Below are 20,126 nucleotides of genomic sequence, written 5' to 3'. Positions count from 1 at the left end.
TATCTGTTTATCATCATATTATTCATCCTTGTTCTTATTTGGTACCATTCTGATTAATAGACAGACTACTAAGAGTAATATCTGCTCCGGCATTTCTCATTAAAATGATATAAGCCGTGAGGCCGATGAGACTCGGACTTTCGTTTGCTGGGATTGTTATTGAGATAGGATAGCTATACGTATTCGATACAGTCTCCACTTTATCACTGATACTTATTTGTCCACCGTTGTAAACAACTTGTACATATAATTTTCCCGCAGGTATGGGGACGTCCGTAGGGCTAAGATTGATATTTAGATCATAAGTGCCTCCCTTTTGAGGTAAAACGCCCATAGTACTTAATTCAGAACTGGCACGTAATTGATACCCGGCTTGCGCAATTGTGAGTAGTGTACTCTTTGTCTGTCCGTCCAGTCCGGTACCTTCCACCCTTACCCTAAACGAACGGGATGAAGTACTTTCTTTACGTTTGACGTATACATGAATATTTTGGGTATTGCTACCGTGTGTCGTATGTACGGTATTGTCCCCAGGCTCAAATGAGAAATCTTCGGGAGTTGCCGTTCCCATATCCGATCCTGATGTCACAAGTGTAGCCGTCCAATAAGGAATATTCGAACTAATACCAAAATAAGAGTTTCCACTGGCTTCGGTCCCCTGATATGAGGGAGAAACAATAATTCCTACTCCTATCCGACTTTCCGGTATCTCGTTGCGGACGCAACGAACCATATATCCGTTTTGTCTGTCCTTACCGGATTGAAGGCTTGCAGTCACCATCGGAGTACCTGAAAAATCAAATATAGAGGCATTATTAGCCCAGTAGCATCCGGTAGTACCGTTTCCACACGACACACCGGATTCGTCTCTGTATCGGTTGTGAGGCAATAGCAGCCAGTGGTACGAAAAGTATCCGTATGAACTTGTTTCATTATTTGATGCCGCTATTATATGATTGTATTCTTCAGGGGTAGCCATGTGCCACTGCCCGTTGTCTATGATTCCCATATCTCTGATTTGAGTTTCGGAAAGACCGGCAAGTTTGCATGGATCTCCCAAGCCCTGTTTAACCTGTTCAGAGGTGTTATCTGTGGATATTTCACCGTCCGTCAGGTAAGGGACATCACTCCATCTTTTGATAATTAAGGGATTGTATAAACTGGGATACCAGAGTATATCGTTCAATGTTTCGGCATCGGCAGGTGGAGCGAAATTTGCGCCATCTTCAGTAGTCGGAGCACTGTGTACAGCTATCAGACTGCCGTATTTAAACAATACATCCTTGTATCCCGTTTCAGAATGATATGCTTTCAGTATCCCTGAATAAACACTAAAGTCATTCCATATATTCACATTTCTGGACGTATCGGCTACGGCGTCATAGTCTGCAGCCTTGTCACTTACAATAACCAGTCCGTCAATAGGTTTCCAGTTGATAGTGATGTCATGTTCCTCCATTGCCACTATTTCCGCATAAAGTCCCATTGCTCCCATGCCGGTAATGGTGGCGTATATCCGATAATGGTTGTTTCGTGTCAGGTTATGATTTTTAGGAGGCTCTTGACCGATATTCAGCAGATAGATGCAGTTCAGCACCTGTGTGCTGCCGTTTTTAAGAACGCATTGTGCATCTATTTTAAGATAGGTTGCTTGTGAAGCATTTTGAGGGTCGGACAATATGTGTTCGGGAATATAAGTAGTAGGAATCGTTATGAAATCTATGTTATCAGGAATGGTGTAGTTATTTCCATTTATCGTATACGTACCGTTATTATCGAGCTCGCCTGTTCCTGATATAGTAAGATCATCCGACCATACATTTTCCGAATATGCCTGCCCCTCTCCTATAGTAGTGGCAACCGGCATTCGACACACTTTTACATTCAGTCTGGTTACTTTAAAATCTTCATCCTCATTGGTGATATTTTTAATTGCCGTAAAGCTGATGCGGGACACCATACGGTTTACCTCAATCGGCAGTTCCGTTGTCGTAACATTATTGATGGTAACTGTGGCATTTGTTCCGTCGCTACGAGACTCCACATAGGCACGTGACACATTTCCATACATAGGTGGCGGAGCAACAATACCTATAGCAGAGAATGTCACTTTTTCTATTTCATTTTCCAATGTAATGGCGGCGAGCTTTTCCGTAAGCTCCGGTGTTTCGTTACAGATGATGTAAATGTTGTTATATCCCCGTGCCGCTCTTATGGGAGCGATATATATGTTATCTACGTTTATGGAAGCATCAGAAACGTCGTTGTATACCAATTCGTTTTTGTCGTTAAACACAATTGCGCGTACGGATTTTATGACTTCATCATCGTCAGCAGTAGTATTGCGTGTCCCCATTTTAATACTCATTGGTATCTTTTCTCCTTCGTAAATACGTGCGCCTGTTGTTTCGTTCTCCTTTGTACAAGAGTAAGCAAACAAAGCAAATATTGTCAAAAGCAGGACATTTGCCGAAAATTGTATGTTGATAGTTATATTCATCCTTAATTGTGCCATAATTTCGTTTCAAAAAACGGCTTACATATCTGTTGGTTGGAACCAGTAGGTCCAGTTGTTAATAGTGATACTTAATGCTACATAACCGTTCTCTTCCTTATCTCCGATGCGGATGTTAATGTCCCACTGATATCTGCGGTCGAGATATTCCTGGTCACCCATCGCTTCCGGTTTACTTTTCAGCAAGTAGTCAATAAGATTTATGGTTGTTTCTCCTCCAATGTCTATTGCTTTTCCTGATGTTTGCTCCGTAATGGAAAAAGGCATAGCGACATCTTTGACGAATCTAAGCGTGTGGAGCCGGGTCTGAAGAGATAGTTTGTTGTCTTCCTCATCCGCACAAGGGTGGTAAATTATGTTCTTGTTTCCATCTCCAAAATTATTTTTATAGTCATAAATACTGTTTGCCGCTATCAATTGTATATCGTATTTTGAAAGATCGACCGGATTGCTGCCTCGTGTAATGCCTATCGTTATATCATTAGTATTACGTATCAGGTTGACAGTTTCTGTATTGCTTATGTTCTCCGGAGAAAACATTTGCAGCGGACCGCTATACCATAATGCATCAAGATGATTGTTGCTCATGTCATTATCGGGCTCGTATTTTAAGGCTAGTTTGTCTATCGGATCACCTGCGGTCATTGATGATAGCCGGTAAAACTCATCTGTTTTTCCGGCCCATACAACAGCCGTACAGCCTTTCAGTCGATAAGGGATCAGCATACGATAGTCCGTATTTTTCAGCGGATTACCTTTTTCGATGAATGTCTGAAGATATTTCCCTTCTGCATCGAACACATAGACTTTTACTTCCTCCACCTGATCGGCAAACCAGTCTTCATTTACCATGTTATAGTCATACCTGAATTCAAGAAAAAGGTCACACTGGTCGAGATCGTCATGAAAGACGTCGCAACCGGTAATCCCTGCCGCCATAAAAGCGGCAAGGATTATTATGTATTTCTTTATGTGTCTCTTGATTTTCATCTATTAATGCAAATCAACACCTTGTGTCCAGTAAGTCCATGGATTGATAGTGATTTTTACAGAAATGTATGCGTCTGCTTCATCATCATCGGTACCCGGAGGTGTAGGATTAGTAGGATCAGGATCAGACGGGTCGGGAATCCACGGTGTTCCGGGACCGCTCACGCTCTGAAGTTCCAGGTGATACCAGTTGTTACGTACCACACCGTATCTACCTAAAGCCATTTTGGTTGTTACATTTTGGTCGTGACGAATCAGGACATCGTAATAGCATACAGATTCATGATAATAACGTACGGCACAGAAGCGTCCGATGATACCGGTTTTCGCAGTAAATTTGCCTGCGGTAAGCTCTGCAATCGCCTTATCTATGTCCGAAACACCCTCTGCCACGACACCCGCTTTTTTTAAGAATATAGGTAAGTCTGTTTTCAGTCCGCCACTAGCAGTGTTATTATATTCATCTTTAAGCTGGTCTAATGTATAATAGTTCCCTTTCCAAGAGAAATAACTGCTATTTTCGGTCAAACCATTGGGAGTATATGTAGCTTTTACCACTACCTTGGTGGTGAATCCTAATTGCTGTGCCTTAGCTTCCATTGTATTTTCAAGACAATACAGACTTGTTCCCTTACTCTGTGCAACAGCAGGTATCTCCTCACTTTCGCTATCTATATTTTTTAGATAATTGAAAGCTGCATCCATATTCGTTTCCATAGTACTCGCATTTGATACATCAGGTTGTTCGTCAGACAAGTAGTTTTTATCCTGACGATAAACCGCTCCAGTCGTGGCATTATCGTAAGTGATAAGTTCACTATACAGTTTCACACTCTTATTGGTAACGCTTAATTCCCAACCGCCGAAAGTAAATTTAGCACCATCAGGTTTGGTAGTAAAAGACTCCTTAACCACAAGCTCTACTTTTGCACTCAATCGATCTACAGAGATTTTTGCAGGATGGTCTTTTGCTTCTTTTTTTGCCGCATCTATTTTGTCTTGGGTATATCCATCCGGCTTATACACCGTTACTCCCATCAATGCTCCTTCTATGCCAGCTCCTTCGCCTACACTCGCCATCATGAAATTATCATTGGTAGCGATGTTGGCAATAACTGCCTCAATGGCAGTGTTAATTGCAGACCAAGGTTTACCTTTTACAGCATCCGCAGTTAAATTCCACCCTTTATTCCCGTCGGTGTAAGGATTGATAACCACAAATACTTTTTTAGTCTTCTCCGGTACTAATTGAGCTTCACTAGCTGCAGCTTCCGGGGTCCCTGTCCCCTCTGTGCTTGTTCCTCCGCTATTCCCAACGGTCAAACCATCAAAATTAACCACATCAAGGCACACATCTTCCTCGTCAAATAATAGAACTCTGACTGTCCCTGCTTTACTTTCCCCTGAACTTCCCGGTTTTTCTACTACATTCGCAGCTCTTGTAGTGGATGTGTGACTTTGCAGGGAAAGCGACAGATACGCCTTTCCATTCAGCTCACCGCTCGGAATATTCCCTTCCCGAGCATCTTCACTACTACAGCCGGCAAATATAAAAACTGCCAATGTAGATAATAGAAAACTTCTTGTTTTCATCATTGTTAAATGTTTAAATGTTGTAAATAAAAAGATAATTATAATATATAAAAAATCAATAATCTAGTTTACTCATCAATTCGATATTCTCTTCTTTTTTGGCTAATTCCTCCAGATTGAGATTTGCTTGTTTCAATCCGGATTCAGCAGCCTTATTTAGATGTAACTTTGCTTGTTCATAGTCACCTCTTAGCAGATGTAATACTCCCACGGCATTTTCGTATTCCGGTGTGGAAGTCTCTGCTCTCTTTAAGTATTTTTCTGCCAAAAGAGTGTCTTTACGTGAAAGTGCAGCCGAAGCGGCATTCAGATTGGCAATCTTATCATCAGGAAAGACGCTAACGGCTGTTTCAAATAATTCGATAAACTCCGGTGAACCATTTTTGTAAGTTAGAGCGACCAAATAAATTTCATTCAGGCTCAAATTTTGTGGCCGACTATGAATCAGCACTTTTGCCTGTTCTATATTAAAATTCTGAACATCGTACTCTATTTTACAGATCGCTTTACGCAGATGTGGGTAATACTCACGCAACATAAACCGATAAGGATTGCCCTGTTTATATAGCATCAACGATTTCTTGCGACTGGTATTCGTTCGGTAGTTTATTTCAACTGGTATGTGATCTATAATATGAAGAATTCCATCCTTTTCTGCCATGTCAGACTCTGCAACCATTTTACGTAGTCCTTCCCAGTTTTCGCCACCATATTCCACCTTGTATAATTCTTTAGAGAAAGGGAAACGAGGGAGAAGGTAATTAACAAGTGCCTTTGCACGTCCTTCGGAAAGCTGTTTGTTAAAAAGGACAGAACCCTCCGGTGAAGCATAACCAATGACTGATATTCCACGAATGGTAATAGTTGTATCATTTCTCACTTCGGCAAGCATAGAGGATATTTTTTCCAGTTCGACCGGGTTGTTCATGTAATCCGGCCTTATGATGGTCTTTGATACAACAAAATCCAGGAACGCTTCACATGACATCTCACGTTTTTTTACAGGTTCAACTTGGGGGCGGACATAACTGATATGCGGGACGATGTGATATGGAACAGGCGGTTGCTCCAAAGTGACGGTACCGAAAAGCGGAAACGTCGATAATAACTTGCCCGGTTTGCAACAGCCCATTACTTCCTTTTTTATATCCAAACGTGCATCTTTCATCCACGATTCGAATGGAATGACCAAGGAATATCGAATTTGTTTTTCTTCGGTTATTCCATATCCTTTCACAACATAGTACGGAGCTTCCGACTGGTAAAAATCACGTTCCTGTGTATTCATTAAGGCCAGTTTACGTTTCAGGTTTTGGAAATTACTATGCCCTTTGACAGAAATCTCCGGTAACTCCAGTTGGTGGTTTGCAGCAATCAATACCGGTATCAGTTCTATCGAATGATTGGAACTGACTTTTATTTTATCAAGGTCATAAAGCACTTGAATATGTAGGGAATCCCCCACTTGTTGCAATTCGATGGCTGTTGCTTGTATCGTTCCTTTATACCATTTGTCCGGCAGGTTTTCTCCATATAGTAATGGAGAAACGAGCAGTGACAGAGGCAACAGCCATAGGATAGATTTTAGATTTATCATGTTTTTGTTATTTTATAAGAAATATAAGTGAAACTGCTGCTTTAGTAGGTCCGAAATAGTTGCGATTTTCTGTTCCGGTCTTTTCACCACAAGTCTCGCATCGGAACTTGTCATAATGTAGTCTGACATACCCTATACCTATATTTGCTTCGAGACTCCAACGATTGCCTAAAAGAAAATGGTAGCCGTACGAAATGCCTCCGCCTATTCCCCATCCTTCATAGCGATAGTGACCGGAATCATCTCCAAATAGAAGCGGCAAATGATGACCGGCTATGTTGTACTGTCCGCCTAGTATATGTATTCCCCAAAAATGTCCGCTGAATCTTTCACACGTCCAATAACGATATTCTACCGAGCCAAGCCAATGCACCAGTTTATTGTTTGAGGATGAATGAGCGGATGTAAACCAGTTGAAGCCAGCACCCAGATCTACTGTACCTCGCGGTGAAATCCCGAATTCGGTTTCCAGATTAGGTGAACTGGCGTATGTACCGTAGAGTAGGTTTGTTTTTACCGCTATCTTTTGAGCCGCACATTGTGAAATGCTTCCCCAAAATATAAAAAAAAGAATTGCTATGTCATGTATCTTCATTAAAATGCGTATATTTATTGCTTATTCGCTTATGTTTATTTAAATATTATATGCTGCAAATTTACAAAAGAAATATATATTAAAATAAAACGTTCTGAAATTGCACACAGATTCCGAAATTTCACTCAAAATAGCCACATAATCATCTAAGAAGCGAGTTTTAACACTCTCAAAAAAGGTTTATCCGGTAAACATTGTTAAATTATTATCCATTCTATTCAATTAACTTTCATGACATACCGGTTGTTTATACACGCGTAAAATAAACGATGTATAAAAATGATTATTTATATTTACACGTATTGTTTAATGCTTCAATCATCCATCTTGAAATATCGGAATATTACAACTAGTTTTGTTCCCGGATTTTAAGGAGTCATCCGTTTCTTTAAAAGGAACAAGGCGTTCCTCGGTGAGAAACAGGTCGTTCCTTTAAAAGGAACGGTTCCTTGGTTTTAAACCAAAAAACAGTATCTGTAATACACTGTATATCAATTTATTATAAAAAGAAGAATTCCGTCCCGATAACCATGGGAATATTCTCAATAAACCAAACGGAATTCACAGTCCAAAGGGCTGTATATACATACTTTTTTATTACAAACTTTAAAAATTTTCCCATGGTTACAGTTACAATTAATATCAAGCCATATTTGGCTGGATATATGTATGTCCGATATCGACAAAGTTTAGAACCCGATCCAGAGAACCAGTCTCATTCCTCCTCTCCTTCTTCTTCTTCCAAACGACTTATCCCTATCCATCTCTCCCACATTACTCCAGTTTATCACTTCCTTCATCAACTATCTGTCCCTCATCCGCAAAATACTTCATGGAAAGAAATTGGGAATATTTGCTTTGTACTGCCCAAACCGCGTAATGGGAAGAATCCGGAAGTCTATAACTATATCGGAAACGATAGTGCATTGATTATAGAAAAGGAAATAGAAACGGAGATGAAAGCGGAATTATACTCCTTTCTATTGGATAATAAGTTTAATAAAGGAGTGATGTTTAAAAAGTCAATAGAACAATTCGTAGAGCACTACGAAATGGTAGGACTGGTACAGGAAGAAACGCTGATGAGGGCATTTCAAAGATGGAGGAAGTTGGTGAAAGAAGAAAAAGCTATAAAGCTATAATGAAAGTATATTGATTTTGATTTAATCCATAATGAAACGTGATATACTATACTAATCGCACCTCTTACTATCGTGCTGATATAGGATGGAATATTTTTTCTTTATAAGCGGGAATGTATGTTATTAGACATAAAATAATATAATTCACCTAATACATCTGCTTATATCATAAAATAAACAGTATATTTGTGATAAAATCTCGAATAAAGCAATTAAAATATGATTATTCAATTTACAATAGGAAATTTTCTATCTTTCAAAGAACAATCTACATTGTCGTTAGTAGCATCAGCTTTGAAAGAAATACAGGTTCCGGCTGAAGATATAATCTTTAATGTAGGGACTTCCGGATTATCATTAATGAAGAGCGCGGTAGTCTATGGTGCTAATGCATCAGGCAAATCTAATTTTATAAAAGCATTGGAATTTTTTAAGTGGTATGTGATAAATTCATCGAAGGATATTCAAGCAGGCGAACGTGTTAATATAGAAAGTTTCCGGTTAAACTCACTTACTGCGAACGAACCAAGTTATTTTGAAGCAATATTCTGTGATGAAGATAACCAATATCGTTATGGATTTGAAGCTGATAATTCATTGGTACATTCGGAATGGCTTTATCAAAAAGCCAATAAAAAGAGAGCTAAGGAAATTGAATTATTCTATCGGGAAAAAGATAATTTTGATATTCATACTAAGTTTGTCGTTGGTAAAGAACTTGCAGGTAAACGAATGGTGAGGGCAAATGCGTTATTGCTTTCTGTTGCGGCACAATTCAATGATCCGACAGCAGTAGAGATAATGAAGTGGTTGAATGATACCACTATTATTTCAGGTTCTAACGATGAAAAAATATGGAATACAGCAACTATCCAACTGGATGATATCAAAATGAAACAGAGAATTGTAGAGTTTTCCCGTTATGCTGATTTAGGTATTGAAAATATTGAAAAAATTGATAATGCTATTGTGAGTACACATACACAATATGACGAGGAAGGTCATGAAGTCAAAACTATTACTTTCCCATTCAGGAAAAATGAATCGGAAGGTACAATAAAGTATTTTTCCCTGGCATACCCTATCATTGATGCTTTGGATAATGGAAAGCGTCTTATAATAGATGAATTTGACTCTAAAATGCATCCTCTTCTTACATGTAGAATTATTGCCTTGTTTAATTCAAAAGAAACAAATCCCCAAAATGCTCAACTAATTTTCACTACTCACGATACAAATTTGTTGAGTGCTAATATATTCCGGCGGGATCAGGTTTGGTTTACACAAAAAGACCGCTATGGTGCAACCGAACTTTATTCATTGGCAGAGTATAAAGTACGTAATGATGCTTCGTTTGAAAAAGATTATTTATCAGGAAAGTATGGAGCAATTCCAATTGTTGGAGATTTAACCCGTTTGTTTAATACCCAAGAAAATTAAACCATGACGGCTACAAAAAGGAAAAATATAAATCCGCGTATCGAAAGAAAGATAACCCGTATCAGTAGTGTACGTGAGGTGAAACAAACATTTCTGATTATTTGCGAAGGAGTTAATACCGAACCTGATTATTTCAACGCTTTTCGTTTGACTTCTGCCAATGTGAAGGCACTTGGTCAAGGTATGGGAACATTGGCATTAGTACACAAGGCTATCCATATAAAAGAGCAGGAAAAGCTAAAGGGACGAACATATAATCAGCATTGGGTGGTCTTTGATAAAGATGATTTTCCTGAAAATGATTTTAACTCTGCAATCCTGTTGGCACAACAAAACGGTTTTGAAGTGGCTTATAGTAACCAAGCTTTTGAATTTTGGTTTTTACTGCATTTTAATCTATACCAAGGAGCGTTGCATCGTTCCAGATATGAAAAAATGTTGAGCGCTTTGCTCGGATTTGCTTATACAAAGAAATCGGGTGTAAGTTCTAAAATGTTTAATACTTTGTTTTCTAAACAAGAACAAGCCATTAATCACGCTAAAACTATCATGAGACAATTTGATGGAAATAATCCAGCACAACAAGAATCTTCTACTACTGTTCATTTGTTGGTAAAAGAGTTGAATAAATTCCTATAATATAAATCGGAAACATTTGATATTTTTTGTGTGGGTTGCTTAACCTTTTCTTATTTGTCTTATTTCTCTCACAACATTATTTGCTGTCCTTTACAGCTTCCTCAATTCGAGATACAAATTGCGGATTGCTGGGACGTGCTGTAGTTCCGAAATCTACAATTTGCCCTTTTCTATTAATCAACAGATAATAGGGCATTCTATCTATTTTCCATTGTTTGCGAATTTTCTGTAAGTTATCTTTTCCAAAATAATCAGATGCATAAATACATTCAATTCCCCGGTTCTTCAATGAATACTCATTCAGACATTCTTCCCATTCTTCCTTGGGTTCACTTACACATATGGAATATATGACCAGGTCTTTGGTGGAATACTTACTCCGCAATTGTTTCAAAGGTTCCATTTCTGCCAGGCATGGTGGACACCACCTAGCCCAAAAATCAAAATAGATCACTTTTCCGTGATTCTTCTCAAGTATATTATAGACGGGTTCCATGTAAGGCATAGATGTTTTTAGCTTTGAGTTTTCGTGAAACTCACCATATAATAAATTATTGGAAACTGGTTGCGGATTTTCCAGGTAAGATTTAGTTTGATTATATATCTGCATCACTTGTGCACGCAAATGCGGCATTTTTACGATCGAATCAAACTGCGTGTGCCTCGTTGTTAAAGCAAGTGTATCATTCGCATTCAAAGAGCCAACTGTCATTTTAGTATATATATACTGGTTCAGTTCATTCTCTCCTACTGCCGACATAATCTCTTCTACAGATGGATTTTTTTTATCTTTGTATGTTATCCCATAAGCTATATAGCGTTCTACCTCATCAGCAATATCATATAAACGTGCCGAAAGAATCCCTTTATTATAAAGCTTATTGATTGCAGGCAGAAGTTTATGATATCGGTCCATTTCTTTTTTCGTTTTAAACTGGCATTGGTTACCATAGGATAACAAAGCGTAATAATAGTCCTGTTTCAGTAACTCTTCAGTAAATAACGTAACATCGTCCATTGGCTTATACTTCGTCAGATACTCGTTTCTCCGCTCCAAACGAAAGTCATATTCCTTCTTTAATTCAGTCTCAAAATCCTTAATATTCAAATTCGGGTTTATACTATAATTCTGTATGTAATAGTAGGCGCTTTCTGTAAATGCCAGTATTTCTTGATTCAACTTCTCTGCATCACCTGTTACTTTGGGATGAAAAAGCTCTTTGAAGTCTATTTCCACGTGTATGCTATCTCCCGGGTGGATATACAAATGTTCCGCATAATTGCGAATGGAAACTTCTCTTAATTTTGCATAAACCGGAAAGCGGAATGAAAATGAACCATCTTCTTGTATGGGGGTACGATATTGATTTTCCATTTTCCAAAAAAATGGAATGATGAGAGTTAATTCCTTTTCTTGAGGATAAAAATCCCGGTTCAACACTTTTCCTGTGATAACAGCTTCTTTAATATATTCTTTTGCTAACGAATAACTTTCTTCTGTCTGTACAGATGATTCGAATTGAGATTTTGCCCGGTCTTTTTGCCCGCATCCGGCTAATAACAAAGAGGTTATTATCAGAAAGGAATAATAGTGTTTCATCGTGCCTGAATATTAGAAAGTTTGCAAATCTAAATAAATAAGAGTTCTTGCTCCTAAATATATGAAATTAATTTTAGGGGCAAAAACTCTTGACAGACAATTCGTCTCAATTTTAAATCTTTTACAATATATACATTTAATTTGCGAGATAAACAGACAAAGCTATAACCAGCGCACAAACTTCCTGATATACCAATTCTTCACGATCTGCGTCAAAATGCAATAAGAGAGCAAAATCCCAACCAGCCAGGGGAAATAGCTCAAAGGAAGAGCTGTCAATCCGATGGAACGCCCGAAAGCGGTGAAAGGAATAAGAATACCTATTGCCATGATTAAGAAGGTCAGTCCCATCACAGGCCATGTGGCACGGCTTTGTATGAACGGTATCTTGCGGGTACGTATCATGTGGACAATCAATGTCTGTGATAACAAACCTTCCACAAACCATCCGGTCTGAAACAGTGTCTGATGTTCGGGGCTGTTGCAGCTAAATACGTACCACATAACCAGATACGTTATAATATCAAAGATAGAACTGATGGGACCTACATAAATCATAAAACGACTTAGATCGGACGCATCCCATTTACGGGGTTTCTTCAGGAACTCCGGGTCCATACGGTCAAAAGGAATGGTGGTCTGCGATATGTCATATAACAAGTTCTGGATCAATAGATGTATCGGCATCATGGGCAGAAACGGCAGGAATGCACTGGCAAACATCACACTGAACATATTACCAAAATTGGAACTGGCAGTCATCTTTATGTACTTATTGATATTGCCGAATGTCTTTCTTCCTTCGAGCACTCCGTCTTCCAATACCATCAAATCTTTTTCCAACAAGATAATATCTGCGCTTTCTTTGGCTATATCCACAGCAGAATCGACTGATATACCAATGTCCGACTGACGTAATGCACCTGCATCATTGATTCCATCTCCCAGGAATCCCACCGTATTCCCTTGTTCCTGCAACAGAGAGATGATTTGCGTCTTTTGTAATGGAGTCAGTTTTGAAAATAAAGTGGTATCCTTTACCGCTTCTTTCAATGCTGTTTCGTCCATATTTTCTATTTCTATCCCCGTAAGAAAATGACTGGTGTCAATTCCTACCTGTCGTGCAATAGCTTTCACTACAATATCATTGTCTCCCGATAGAATTTTAACTGCTACTCCATGCGCATATAATTGTTCGATGGCTTCGGCAGCAGAAGGTTTCGGAGGATCAAGAAAAGCAAGATACCCGATCAATACCATTTCTTTTTCATCTTCGATGGCGAAATTACAATCTTTCTCGATAAAACTTTTCTGGGAAACTGCCAATACTCTCATCCCCTGCTGATTCATTTCTTCACTAATCATCTGTGCTTTGATTTTCAAGGCATCAGTCAAGGGATGAATCTGCCCGTTGAACTCGGCATAGGAACAGACATCGAGAACCTCTTCTACTGCTCCTTTGGTGATGATTTGCCGCTTTCCCTGCCTGTCTTCTATTACAACAGACATTCTTCTGCGCGTAAAGTCGAAAGGTATTTCGTCCACTTTAGTGTAGTCATCCTTCAAATGTTCCAGACTCAAATCTCTTACATGAGAAAGAATCGCTTTATCCATCAGGTTCCTTAAACCGGTTTGGAAATAACTGTTAAAGTAAGCATGACGAAGAATACGTTTACTGTTATCGTCACTGCCATCTGCATTGATATATTTCTCCAATACGATTTTATCGCAGGTCAATGTACCGGTTTTGTCAGTGCAGAGTATGTCCATCGCTCCAAAATTCTGAATGGCATTGAGATTCTTTACGATTGTTTTCTTTTTAGACATGGCTATCGCTCCTTTAGAAAGGTTGGCAGTCACAATCATCGGTAACATTTCTGGAGTAAGGCCAACCGCAACGGATATGGCGAATATGAAAGCTTCAAACCAATCCCCTTTCGTAAAGCCATTTACGAAAAACACAAATGGAACCATAACCAGCATGAAACGAATCAATAAGAAGCTAACCTTGCTAATGCCTTTGTCAAAAGCTGTAGTGGCACGATGCCCGACCAGGCTCTTTGCAATAGTACCCAGATAGGTTTTGTTCCCCGTTTCAAAAACGATTCCTTTTGCCGCACCACTTATCACATTGGAACCCATATAGCAAATATTGTCCAATTCGATGACACTTCCTTTCCGAAACTGTTGTCCCCGTACCTCCGGAAACTTTTCTATCGGTTCGGACTCTCCTGTCAATGAAGCCTGACTGATGAACAGGTCTTTCGAATCGATGATCCGAATATCAGCAGGAACCATGTCCCCGGCTGCCAAATACACGATATCTCCCGGAACGAGTTCCGTAATTTCGATCTCTTCTTCATGCTCTCCCGCACGTTTGGCAAGACATGTGTTTTTTACCATTTTCATTAAAGAATCCGTAGCCTCACTTGCTCGCCATTCCTGCCAAAAACGCAGGATAGCACTGAACAGCACCATGGATGAGATGATGATGACTCCCGTCCATTCCTGCTCTCCGGGATCGGCCATCAATACATCCAAAAATAAGGATATAATGGCGAGCCCGGTCAGAACGCCAATGAAAGGATTGATAAACGTTTTGATAAACAGGATAAACGGATTCTTTTTCTGTTCATGCACCACTTCGTTTCTTCCATAAACGGATTGTCGCTCCTGCACTTCTCCCAACGTTAATCCAAGCTTTGTTGTCTGTAAGTATGAATAGATTGACTTACCGGGTTGTGTGGCAACCAAAAATACTTTCTCTGAATTGAATATGTACTGTGATGAACGCAGTTTTTTCTTCCATACCATACTCTCTAATTTTTTTTAAGTTACTAACTGCATTTGTTAATTCGATGCAAAAGTAAGGAAGACTTCACCGGGAAGCTGTTAGAGAATGATTAGAGTGGTATTAGAAAGCTATTAGAATTTCTTAAATATGCGGAAGTTTCACCACAAAAGTAGTGCCCTCATCCTTATGGGAAGATACGGTCAGTTCGCCTTTGTGAAGGTGGATAATCTTCTGTGTCAAGGCCATGCCTATACCATTTCCGGGAGCAATATTCTTGTTCTCTCCACGATAAAACAGTTTAAACAGGTTTTCTTTATCCGTATCAGACATACCTACACCGTTATCAGACAAACGAATGATTGCCCATTGCTCCCAATAGGCGATCAGGACTGATGAAGCCCGGTTGGAAGAGTACTTGCAGTTATTTTCTATCAGATTCACAAAAGCGGTGGTCAGTAAATAGCTGTTTCCGATTATTGTCAGCACATTATCTTCTTCGGCTTCCTGCTCAAATACTAATTCGATGTGATAATCCGGATGAGCTTTTAGTACCAGCTCTCTGGCGTCCAGCAACAGTTCGTCCAGACGGACTTCTTCCATAGTTATCTGTTCCGACTGATAGTCAGCTTTTGCCAGATTCAATAATCCGTCGATCAGATTAACAATCCGATGTGAATCTTGCAGTGCATTGCCGATAGCCATCTGATATTGTTCGGAGCTCCGTTCTTTTAATAAAGCTAAATCCAATTCGGCTGTAAGAGCTGCCATGGGGGTACGCAATTCATGAGATACATTACTGACGAACATCTTTTGTGAATTGAAAGACTTTTCCAGGCGTTCCAACAATGCATTGAATGTCGTACTCAATTCTCCCAGTTCATCCTGTTCATTTTTTACGGGTAATCTTTTATCAATATGCGATGCTGTGATTTTCTCCGCTTCTTTCACTATATTACGTATCGGTTTTAAAGTGCTTCGAGAAAGGATATACCCCACAACCACCAATACGCTCAATCCACCGATAAATAGGAGAATGAGCATGTTTCTTAGCGCATCCCGGTTGGCGTATCCATAACCGTCGTAGGCTGCGGCAGTAACCACATAGTCTTTGCCCTCAAACGAATACACCAGTCCTATAGCCTGATATTCATCTACATAGAAATTGATGTTCTTCCGCTGTAAAATACGCTTTATCATCTCCGGTGTTTCTTTGACAATATCGTTTTGCAAAGCATCATGATATAATATTTTAAAATCTGTTGTATAGACGGCAACCTCTACTTCATCAATAAACTTCTGATTATTCAGGTATATGGACTGCATGGTTTTGGCATCTACTTGATTTTTAAGGAATAAATGCGCTTTGGTTATAGCTTCACTTTGAAGATTACGAAAGAAAGCATTACTACGCGAGTGTTCACTTACATAGTAGACAGCCATCACAAAAACAAAGAATACCGCAGCTGTAAGCCCTGCATATTGTAGAGTCAACGTTGTCCTGATCTTCATAATTTATCAGTCAGTATGAAACCCATTCCAGCTTTGGTATGAATAAGTTTCGGTTCAAAATCCCGGTCTATCTTTTTGCGAAGATAGTTGATATATACATCTATGAAATTCGTTCCTGTATCAAAATGGGTGTTCCATACTTTCTCCGCTATTTCAACCCTGCTTAATACTCTTTCGGCATTTTCTACCATATATAACAGTAAGTTGTATTCTTTAGGAGAAAGTTTAATGGATATGCTGTTTCGTTCTACGTCTTTACGTTGAAGGTCAATACGCAAATCTGCATAGACAAGTTCCTGCGGTAATTCCTGAGCATTACCCGCCACACGTTTCAATAGCACTTTGATTCTGGCATTTAACTCTCTGAAATCAAAAGGTTTCACCATGTAATCGTCTGCACCGGCATCGAAGCCGTCCAGTTTATCATTCGTCGATCCTAATGCCGTCAACATCAATATAGGAATATTGGGATTGGTTTTGCGAATTTCTTTCGCCAGTTCAAATCCGTCCATCTTAGGCAAAACGATGTCAGATATAACCAGATCGAATGTGTGCGTCTGGAAAAGCCGTAACCCCATTAGTCCGTCATAAGCCACCATTGTCTGATAGCCATTTTCCTCCAGTCCGTTCATCAGCAAACTTGCAACCCGGGGTTCATCTTCTATAATTAGTATTGTGTACATAGGAAAGAATTCATTAATCTGAATGTATAAAACGAAACAAAAATAATGATTATTCCCCACTTATAGCCTTTTTCCTTGAAAAATCGGTGAGAAGGCCAAATAAAAAAGGTACCTAACGCAATGTGGATACCTTTATATGATTCATTTACATAAACCGGAAAATGACTCGTCCGGTTTGTGGACCATTTACCCATTTCGGTTGTGAAGAGGGACCACACAAATCGGTGGAGTTTACTTTATTACGTACCGGAGGAATCACGTTCAGGACAGAGATTCCGCTTTCGGGAAGAGTATAAAGCAAACGGTCGCGGCCATCACGAGGCTGATATACTCCTATATACGTGTCGGGAGTTTCGTTTGTCAGACTGATAGTGCCTTCTTTCGTTTGGATATTCATCCAGGAAACATCACCAAAGTATCCTTTAAATTCGGGATATGTGAAGGTCTCACCCGGAATAGGATCGTTATAGTCGTTTTCCCATACATCGTATTGCGTTCCGTGAATACGGTTTTGCCATACACGGTAAGGTCCGACACCCAGCCAGCGTTTGCTGATTACCTGATCTTCAGGATAGTCGAAACGAATACCCATCAAGTCTACGACACCGGAGAAATTGTAGGTGTAATCCAAAGCCAAATCCCCACTCGGGTTGATTGTCCATTGGGCTTTATCCAGATTGCCCAGTTTATAATTGGCGGTAACAACCAGATCACCTCCATCTTGTTTTACGTCCAGTTTCGTAAATACGGCAGCATCAGGGAATTCGCTATATGTACGGTCTTTTTCTTTTGCTTTCTCATCATCATGGTTATAGAACTGATCCAATGAGCGGTCTGCACGACGGGCTCCAATGAAACGGGGGCCATTGGCGAAACTAATCTTACGGTTATCTACAGATACCCCTTTCAGTTGTCCGTCTTTCTTTGAGAAGATGAATGTACGCTTATTCGCTTTCACAGTAAGATCATTTTCTGTCTCTGTATAAGTAGGACGACTGGACAAGGGAGAAAGCTGTTCTGTCTGCTGATTCAGTTTGTTGACCGGGAAAGTCCAGCGCCAAAGTTCATGGCCGTATGGATCGATTGCTGTCAGGAAGAGGGCGTCTGCATTGGGGAGGATATTTGTTTTTATATCCAAAATGCCTGCCGAGTGAGCAACCACGTCACTGCCTTGCACTTCACCTTCTTTCAGTACTTGAACAGCGGCATTGGAAGCATCTGTTGCCAACGGGAATTTTACTTGCTTCCAAAGGAAACGGCAAGTATTCAGATTCAGATAATCGTAACGGTTTTCTACGGAGAATTTGCCATCAAATTGCTTGTCGATAGAAGTATTCATGATTTGCACCGGACTCCATAACTGCTTGATAGTGTAGTAGCTACCCTCCTTTTCGTGATGTGGTCCTACAATTCCGTCTGCTCCAAAGTTTCCCTGGTTATCGATGAATCCGTCCATATCTACACGCTTCACACCTTCGTCTGCCAATACCCAAAGGAATCCACCGATACAACGGGGATGCTTGCGCATCATTTCCCAATAATCGTATAATCCGGCACCATGGCCGCCATCGTATAAACCATGCAAGAATTCCGTAGGCATAAAGATTTCCGGTAAGCGCATGTAGTTCTGGCTTTCTCCGTAAGAGCGGTAATGCATGGTTTCAAAACCGGAGAAGTTACCTTGCGGGTGAATAACCGGACGTTTCTGCGGATCGTATTTATGAAACTCTCCATCCAGTTCGGTATTCCATCCTTTTTCATTACCATTACTCCACCAAATAATAGACGGATGATTCACGTCACGTTCTATCATGCCTTCAATCAGACGTACTCCGGTGGGGGTATCATACTTGCCATGCCAGCCTCCCAACTCATCCATCACATAAAGTCCGAGAGAATCACAGGCTTCCAAAAATTCCGGGTCAGCCGGATAATGGCTCAAACGGACGGAATTCATATTCATGCTTTTCATCAAAAGAACGTCTTCGATATTCTTCGCTTTACTTAATGTACGGCCACTTTCAGGACGGAAACTATGACGATTGACACCACGTACATTGATACGTACTCCGTTTATATAAAGTCCGTCGCTTTCACGTACTTCAATGGTACGGAAACCAAAGTTTTCCGTTTCACTATGCAGCACTTTACCGTCCTTATCCAACAGGGAGAATTGAGCTTTATAAAGATTCGGAGTTTCCGCAGTCCATAGTGCAGGGTTAGAGACATTCAGTTGCAAAGAAGTCCAGTCGCCACCCGCTTTTACAGGTACAGTGCCTTCCGCTAACTTCTTTCCTTTTTTATCTAAAATCTGTGTACGGATGCTCATTCCGTCATTAGAGATATTTGTGTAACAGTTGGCACGGAAAGTTCCATCCATCTTTGCGTCAATGGCAATGTGCCGCAGGTTTACGGCTGGTTTCACCTCCAGGAACACCGGACGGAAGATACCGCCAAAATTCCAATAATCAGCACGACGTTCGGCAAGGTTCACACTGGCATTTTCACTCTCTTTGGCAACAGTGACTTCCAGTAAATTCTTTTTGCCATATTTCAGGAAATCCGTGACGTTGTATGAAAAACGATAGAAGGCTCCCTGATGTTTGGAACCCACTTTGCGTCCGTTCACTTTTACTTCCGTATCTGTCATTGAAGCTTCGAATACAAGATTGACCTGTTTACCGCGAAACTTTTCCGGAACTTCAAACTCGTACTTATACATACCTTTTTCATCGGCAACGCCTTCAGGAAATGGCTTTCCATAGAAAGTGATTCCATACTGATAAGTGCCGAAGCCTTGCAATTCCCAACAGGAAGGTACGCCGATTTTCGTCCATTTGCCGGAATTGCGTCCGTCGGTACAAAAGAAGTCCCATTCAACCATATCGTCGCATCCGTGACCGGAGAGATATTGCCTTTCCGTTTGTGGAAGGTTTTGAGCAGCCAGGGTAGTTGCCAACGCCAAGGTTGATAATAAAGTGGTTACTTTTTTCATTGTTACTTTTATAATTGTGTTAGTTATTTATTGC

The 20,126-nt window shown here is 40.1% G+C and carries 13 protein-coding genes; 3 read left to right on the top strand and 10 right to left on the bottom strand.

The window, feature by feature from the left end:
- Positions 1-34: 34 nt before the first annotated feature.
- The 5 genes from KSX81_RS23310 to KSX81_RS23290 are packed head-to-tail and all read right to left on the bottom strand — an operon-like array spanning position 35 to position 7,290.
- Complete coding sequence (locus tag KSX81_RS23310) at positions 35-2,515, bottom strand: fimbrial protein (RefSeq protein ID WP_217725735.1); 2,481 nt, start codon at positions 2,513-2,515, stop codon at positions 35-37.
- A gap of 21 nt (positions 2,516-2,536) precedes the next feature.
- A complete protein-coding gene (locus tag KSX81_RS23305; RefSeq protein ID WP_044917534.1) occupies positions 2,537-3,505 on the bottom strand; it encodes a FimB/Mfa2 family fimbrial subunit in 969 nt (322 codons plus the stop codon).
- Between the two features lie 3 nt (positions 3,506-3,508).
- Positions 3,509-5,098 carry an Mfa1 family fimbria major subunit gene (locus KSX81_RS23300; protein ID WP_004318315.1) on the bottom strand — a complete coding sequence of 530 codons (1,590 nt, stop codon included), beginning with the start codon at positions 5,096-5,098 and terminating at the stop codon, positions 3,509-3,511.
- Between the two features lie 55 nt (positions 5,099-5,153).
- Complete coding sequence (locus KSX81_RS23295) at positions 5,154-6,695, bottom strand: DUF3868 domain-containing protein (protein ID WP_004318316.1); 1,542 nt, start codon at positions 6,693-6,695, stop codon at positions 5,154-5,156.
- A gap of 7 nt (positions 6,696-6,702) precedes the next feature.
- Positions 6,703-7,290 carry a DUF3575 domain-containing protein gene (locus KSX81_RS23290; RefSeq protein ID WP_217725736.1) on the bottom strand — a complete coding sequence of 196 codons (588 nt, stop codon included), beginning with the start codon at positions 7,288-7,290 and terminating at the stop codon, positions 6,703-6,705.
- A gap of 620 nt (positions 7,291-7,910) precedes the next feature.
- Between KSX81_RS23290 and KSX81_RS23285 the strand changes: the two genes are divergently transcribed.
- From KSX81_RS23285 to KSX81_RS23275, 3 genes are all read left to right on the top strand, one after another.
- Positions 7,911-8,432 carry a hypothetical protein gene (locus KSX81_RS23285; RefSeq protein WP_151939900.1) on the top strand — a complete coding sequence of 174 codons (522 nt, stop codon included), beginning with the start codon at positions 7,911-7,913 and terminating at the stop codon, positions 8,430-8,432.
- A gap of 219 nt (positions 8,433-8,651) precedes the next feature.
- On the top strand, positions 8,652-9,872 hold the full coding sequence (locus KSX81_RS23280; protein ID WP_015531081.1) for an AAA family ATPase: 1,221 nt from the start codon (positions 8,652-8,654) through the stop codon (positions 9,870-9,872).
- A 3-nt stretch (positions 9,873-9,875) separates the two neighbouring features.
- Positions 9,876-10,511, top strand: coding sequence for an RloB family protein (locus KSX81_RS23275; protein ID WP_004318325.1), 636 nt, complete (start codon positions 9,876-9,878; stop codon positions 10,509-10,511).
- Between the two features lie 76 nt (positions 10,512-10,587).
- On the opposite strand, the gene KSX81_RS23270 is transcribed toward KSX81_RS23275, so the two are convergent.
- The 5 genes from KSX81_RS23270 to KSX81_RS23250 form a co-directional block, all read right to left on the bottom strand.
- A complete protein-coding gene (locus KSX81_RS23270; RefSeq protein WP_217726012.1) occupies positions 10,588-12,111 on the bottom strand; it encodes a TlpA family protein disulfide reductase in 1,524 nt (507 codons plus the stop codon).
- Positions 12,112-12,273: 162 nt separating this feature from the next.
- Entirely contained in the window at positions 12,274-14,925 is a 2,652-nt protein-coding gene (mgtA, locus tag KSX81_RS23265) for a magnesium-translocating P-type ATPase (protein WP_217726013.1), read from the bottom strand.
- 121 nt (positions 14,926-15,046) lie between these two features.
- Complete coding sequence (locus KSX81_RS23260; protein ID WP_008640325.1) at positions 15,047-16,414, bottom strand: sensor histidine kinase; 1,368 nt, start codon at positions 16,412-16,414, stop codon at positions 15,047-15,049.
- Positions 16,411-17,097, bottom strand: coding sequence for a response regulator transcription factor (locus tag KSX81_RS23255; protein ID WP_008640327.1), 687 nt, complete (start codon positions 17,095-17,097; stop codon positions 16,411-16,413). The genes KSX81_RS23260 and KSX81_RS23255 overlap by 4 nt, the downstream gene beginning before the upstream one ends.
- 145 nt (positions 17,098-17,242) lie before the next feature.
- Positions 17,243-20,092 carry a glycoside hydrolase family 2 protein gene (locus KSX81_RS23250; protein WP_217726014.1) on the bottom strand — a complete coding sequence of 950 codons (2,850 nt, stop codon included), beginning with the start codon at positions 20,090-20,092 and terminating at the stop codon, positions 17,243-17,245.
- Positions 20,093-20,126: the final 34 nt, after the last annotated feature.

It is taken from the genome of Bacteroides sp. MSK.18.37 (assembly GCF_019129155.2).
Lineage (GTDB): Bacteria > Bacteroidota > Bacteroidia > Bacteroidales > Bacteroidaceae > Bacteroides > Bacteroides ovatus.
This window is presented reverse-complemented; position numbering and strand designations above follow the sequence as displayed.

Bases quoted from the DNA above. Each gene is read 5' to 3' on its own strand.
- KSX81_RS23260 (WP_008640325.1), bottom strand. From the start codon at position 16,414: ATGAAGATCAGGACAACGTTGACTCTACAATATGCAGGGCTTACAGCT.
- KSX81_RS23310 (WP_217725735.1), bottom strand. From the start codon at position 2,515: ATGGCACAATTAAGGATGAATATAACTATCAACATACAATTTTCGGCA.
- mgtA (WP_217726013.1), bottom strand. From the start codon at position 14,925: ATGGTATGGAAGAAAAAACTGCGTTCATCACAGTACATATTCAATTCA.
- KSX81_RS23275 (WP_004318325.1), top strand. From the start codon at position 9,876: ATGACGGCTACAAAAAGGAAAAATATAAATCCGCGTATCGAAAGAAAG.
- KSX81_RS23280 (WP_015531081.1), top strand. From the start codon at position 8,652: ATGATTATTCAATTTACAATAGGAAATTTTCTATCTTTCAAAGAACAA.
- KSX81_RS23305 (WP_044917534.1), bottom strand. From the start codon at position 3,505: ATGAAAATCAAGAGACACATAAAGAAATACATAATAATCCTTGCCGCT.
- KSX81_RS23285 (WP_151939900.1), top strand. From the start codon at position 7,911: ATGGTTACAGTTACAATTAATATCAAGCCATATTTGGCTGGATATATG.
- KSX81_RS23270 (WP_217726012.1), bottom strand. From the start codon at position 12,111: ATGAAACACTATTATTCCTTTCTGATAATAACCTCTTTGTTATTAGCC.
- KSX81_RS23300 (WP_004318315.1), bottom strand. From the start codon at position 5,098: ATGAAAACAAGAAGTTTTCTATTATCTACATTGGCAGTTTTTATATTT.
- KSX81_RS23290 (WP_217725736.1), bottom strand. From the start codon at position 7,290: ATGAAGATACATGACATAGCAATTCTTTTTTTTATATTTTGGGGAAGC.
- KSX81_RS23250 (WP_217726014.1), bottom strand. From the start codon at position 20,092: ATGAAAAAAGTAACCACTTTATTATCAACCTTGGCGTTGGCAACTACC.
- KSX81_RS23295 (WP_004318316.1), bottom strand. From the start codon at position 6,695: ATGATAAATCTAAAATCTATCCTATGGCTGTTGCCTCTGTCACTGCTC.
- KSX81_RS23255 (WP_008640327.1), bottom strand. From the start codon at position 17,097: ATGTACACAATACTAATTATAGAAGATGAACCCCGGGTTGCAAGTTTG.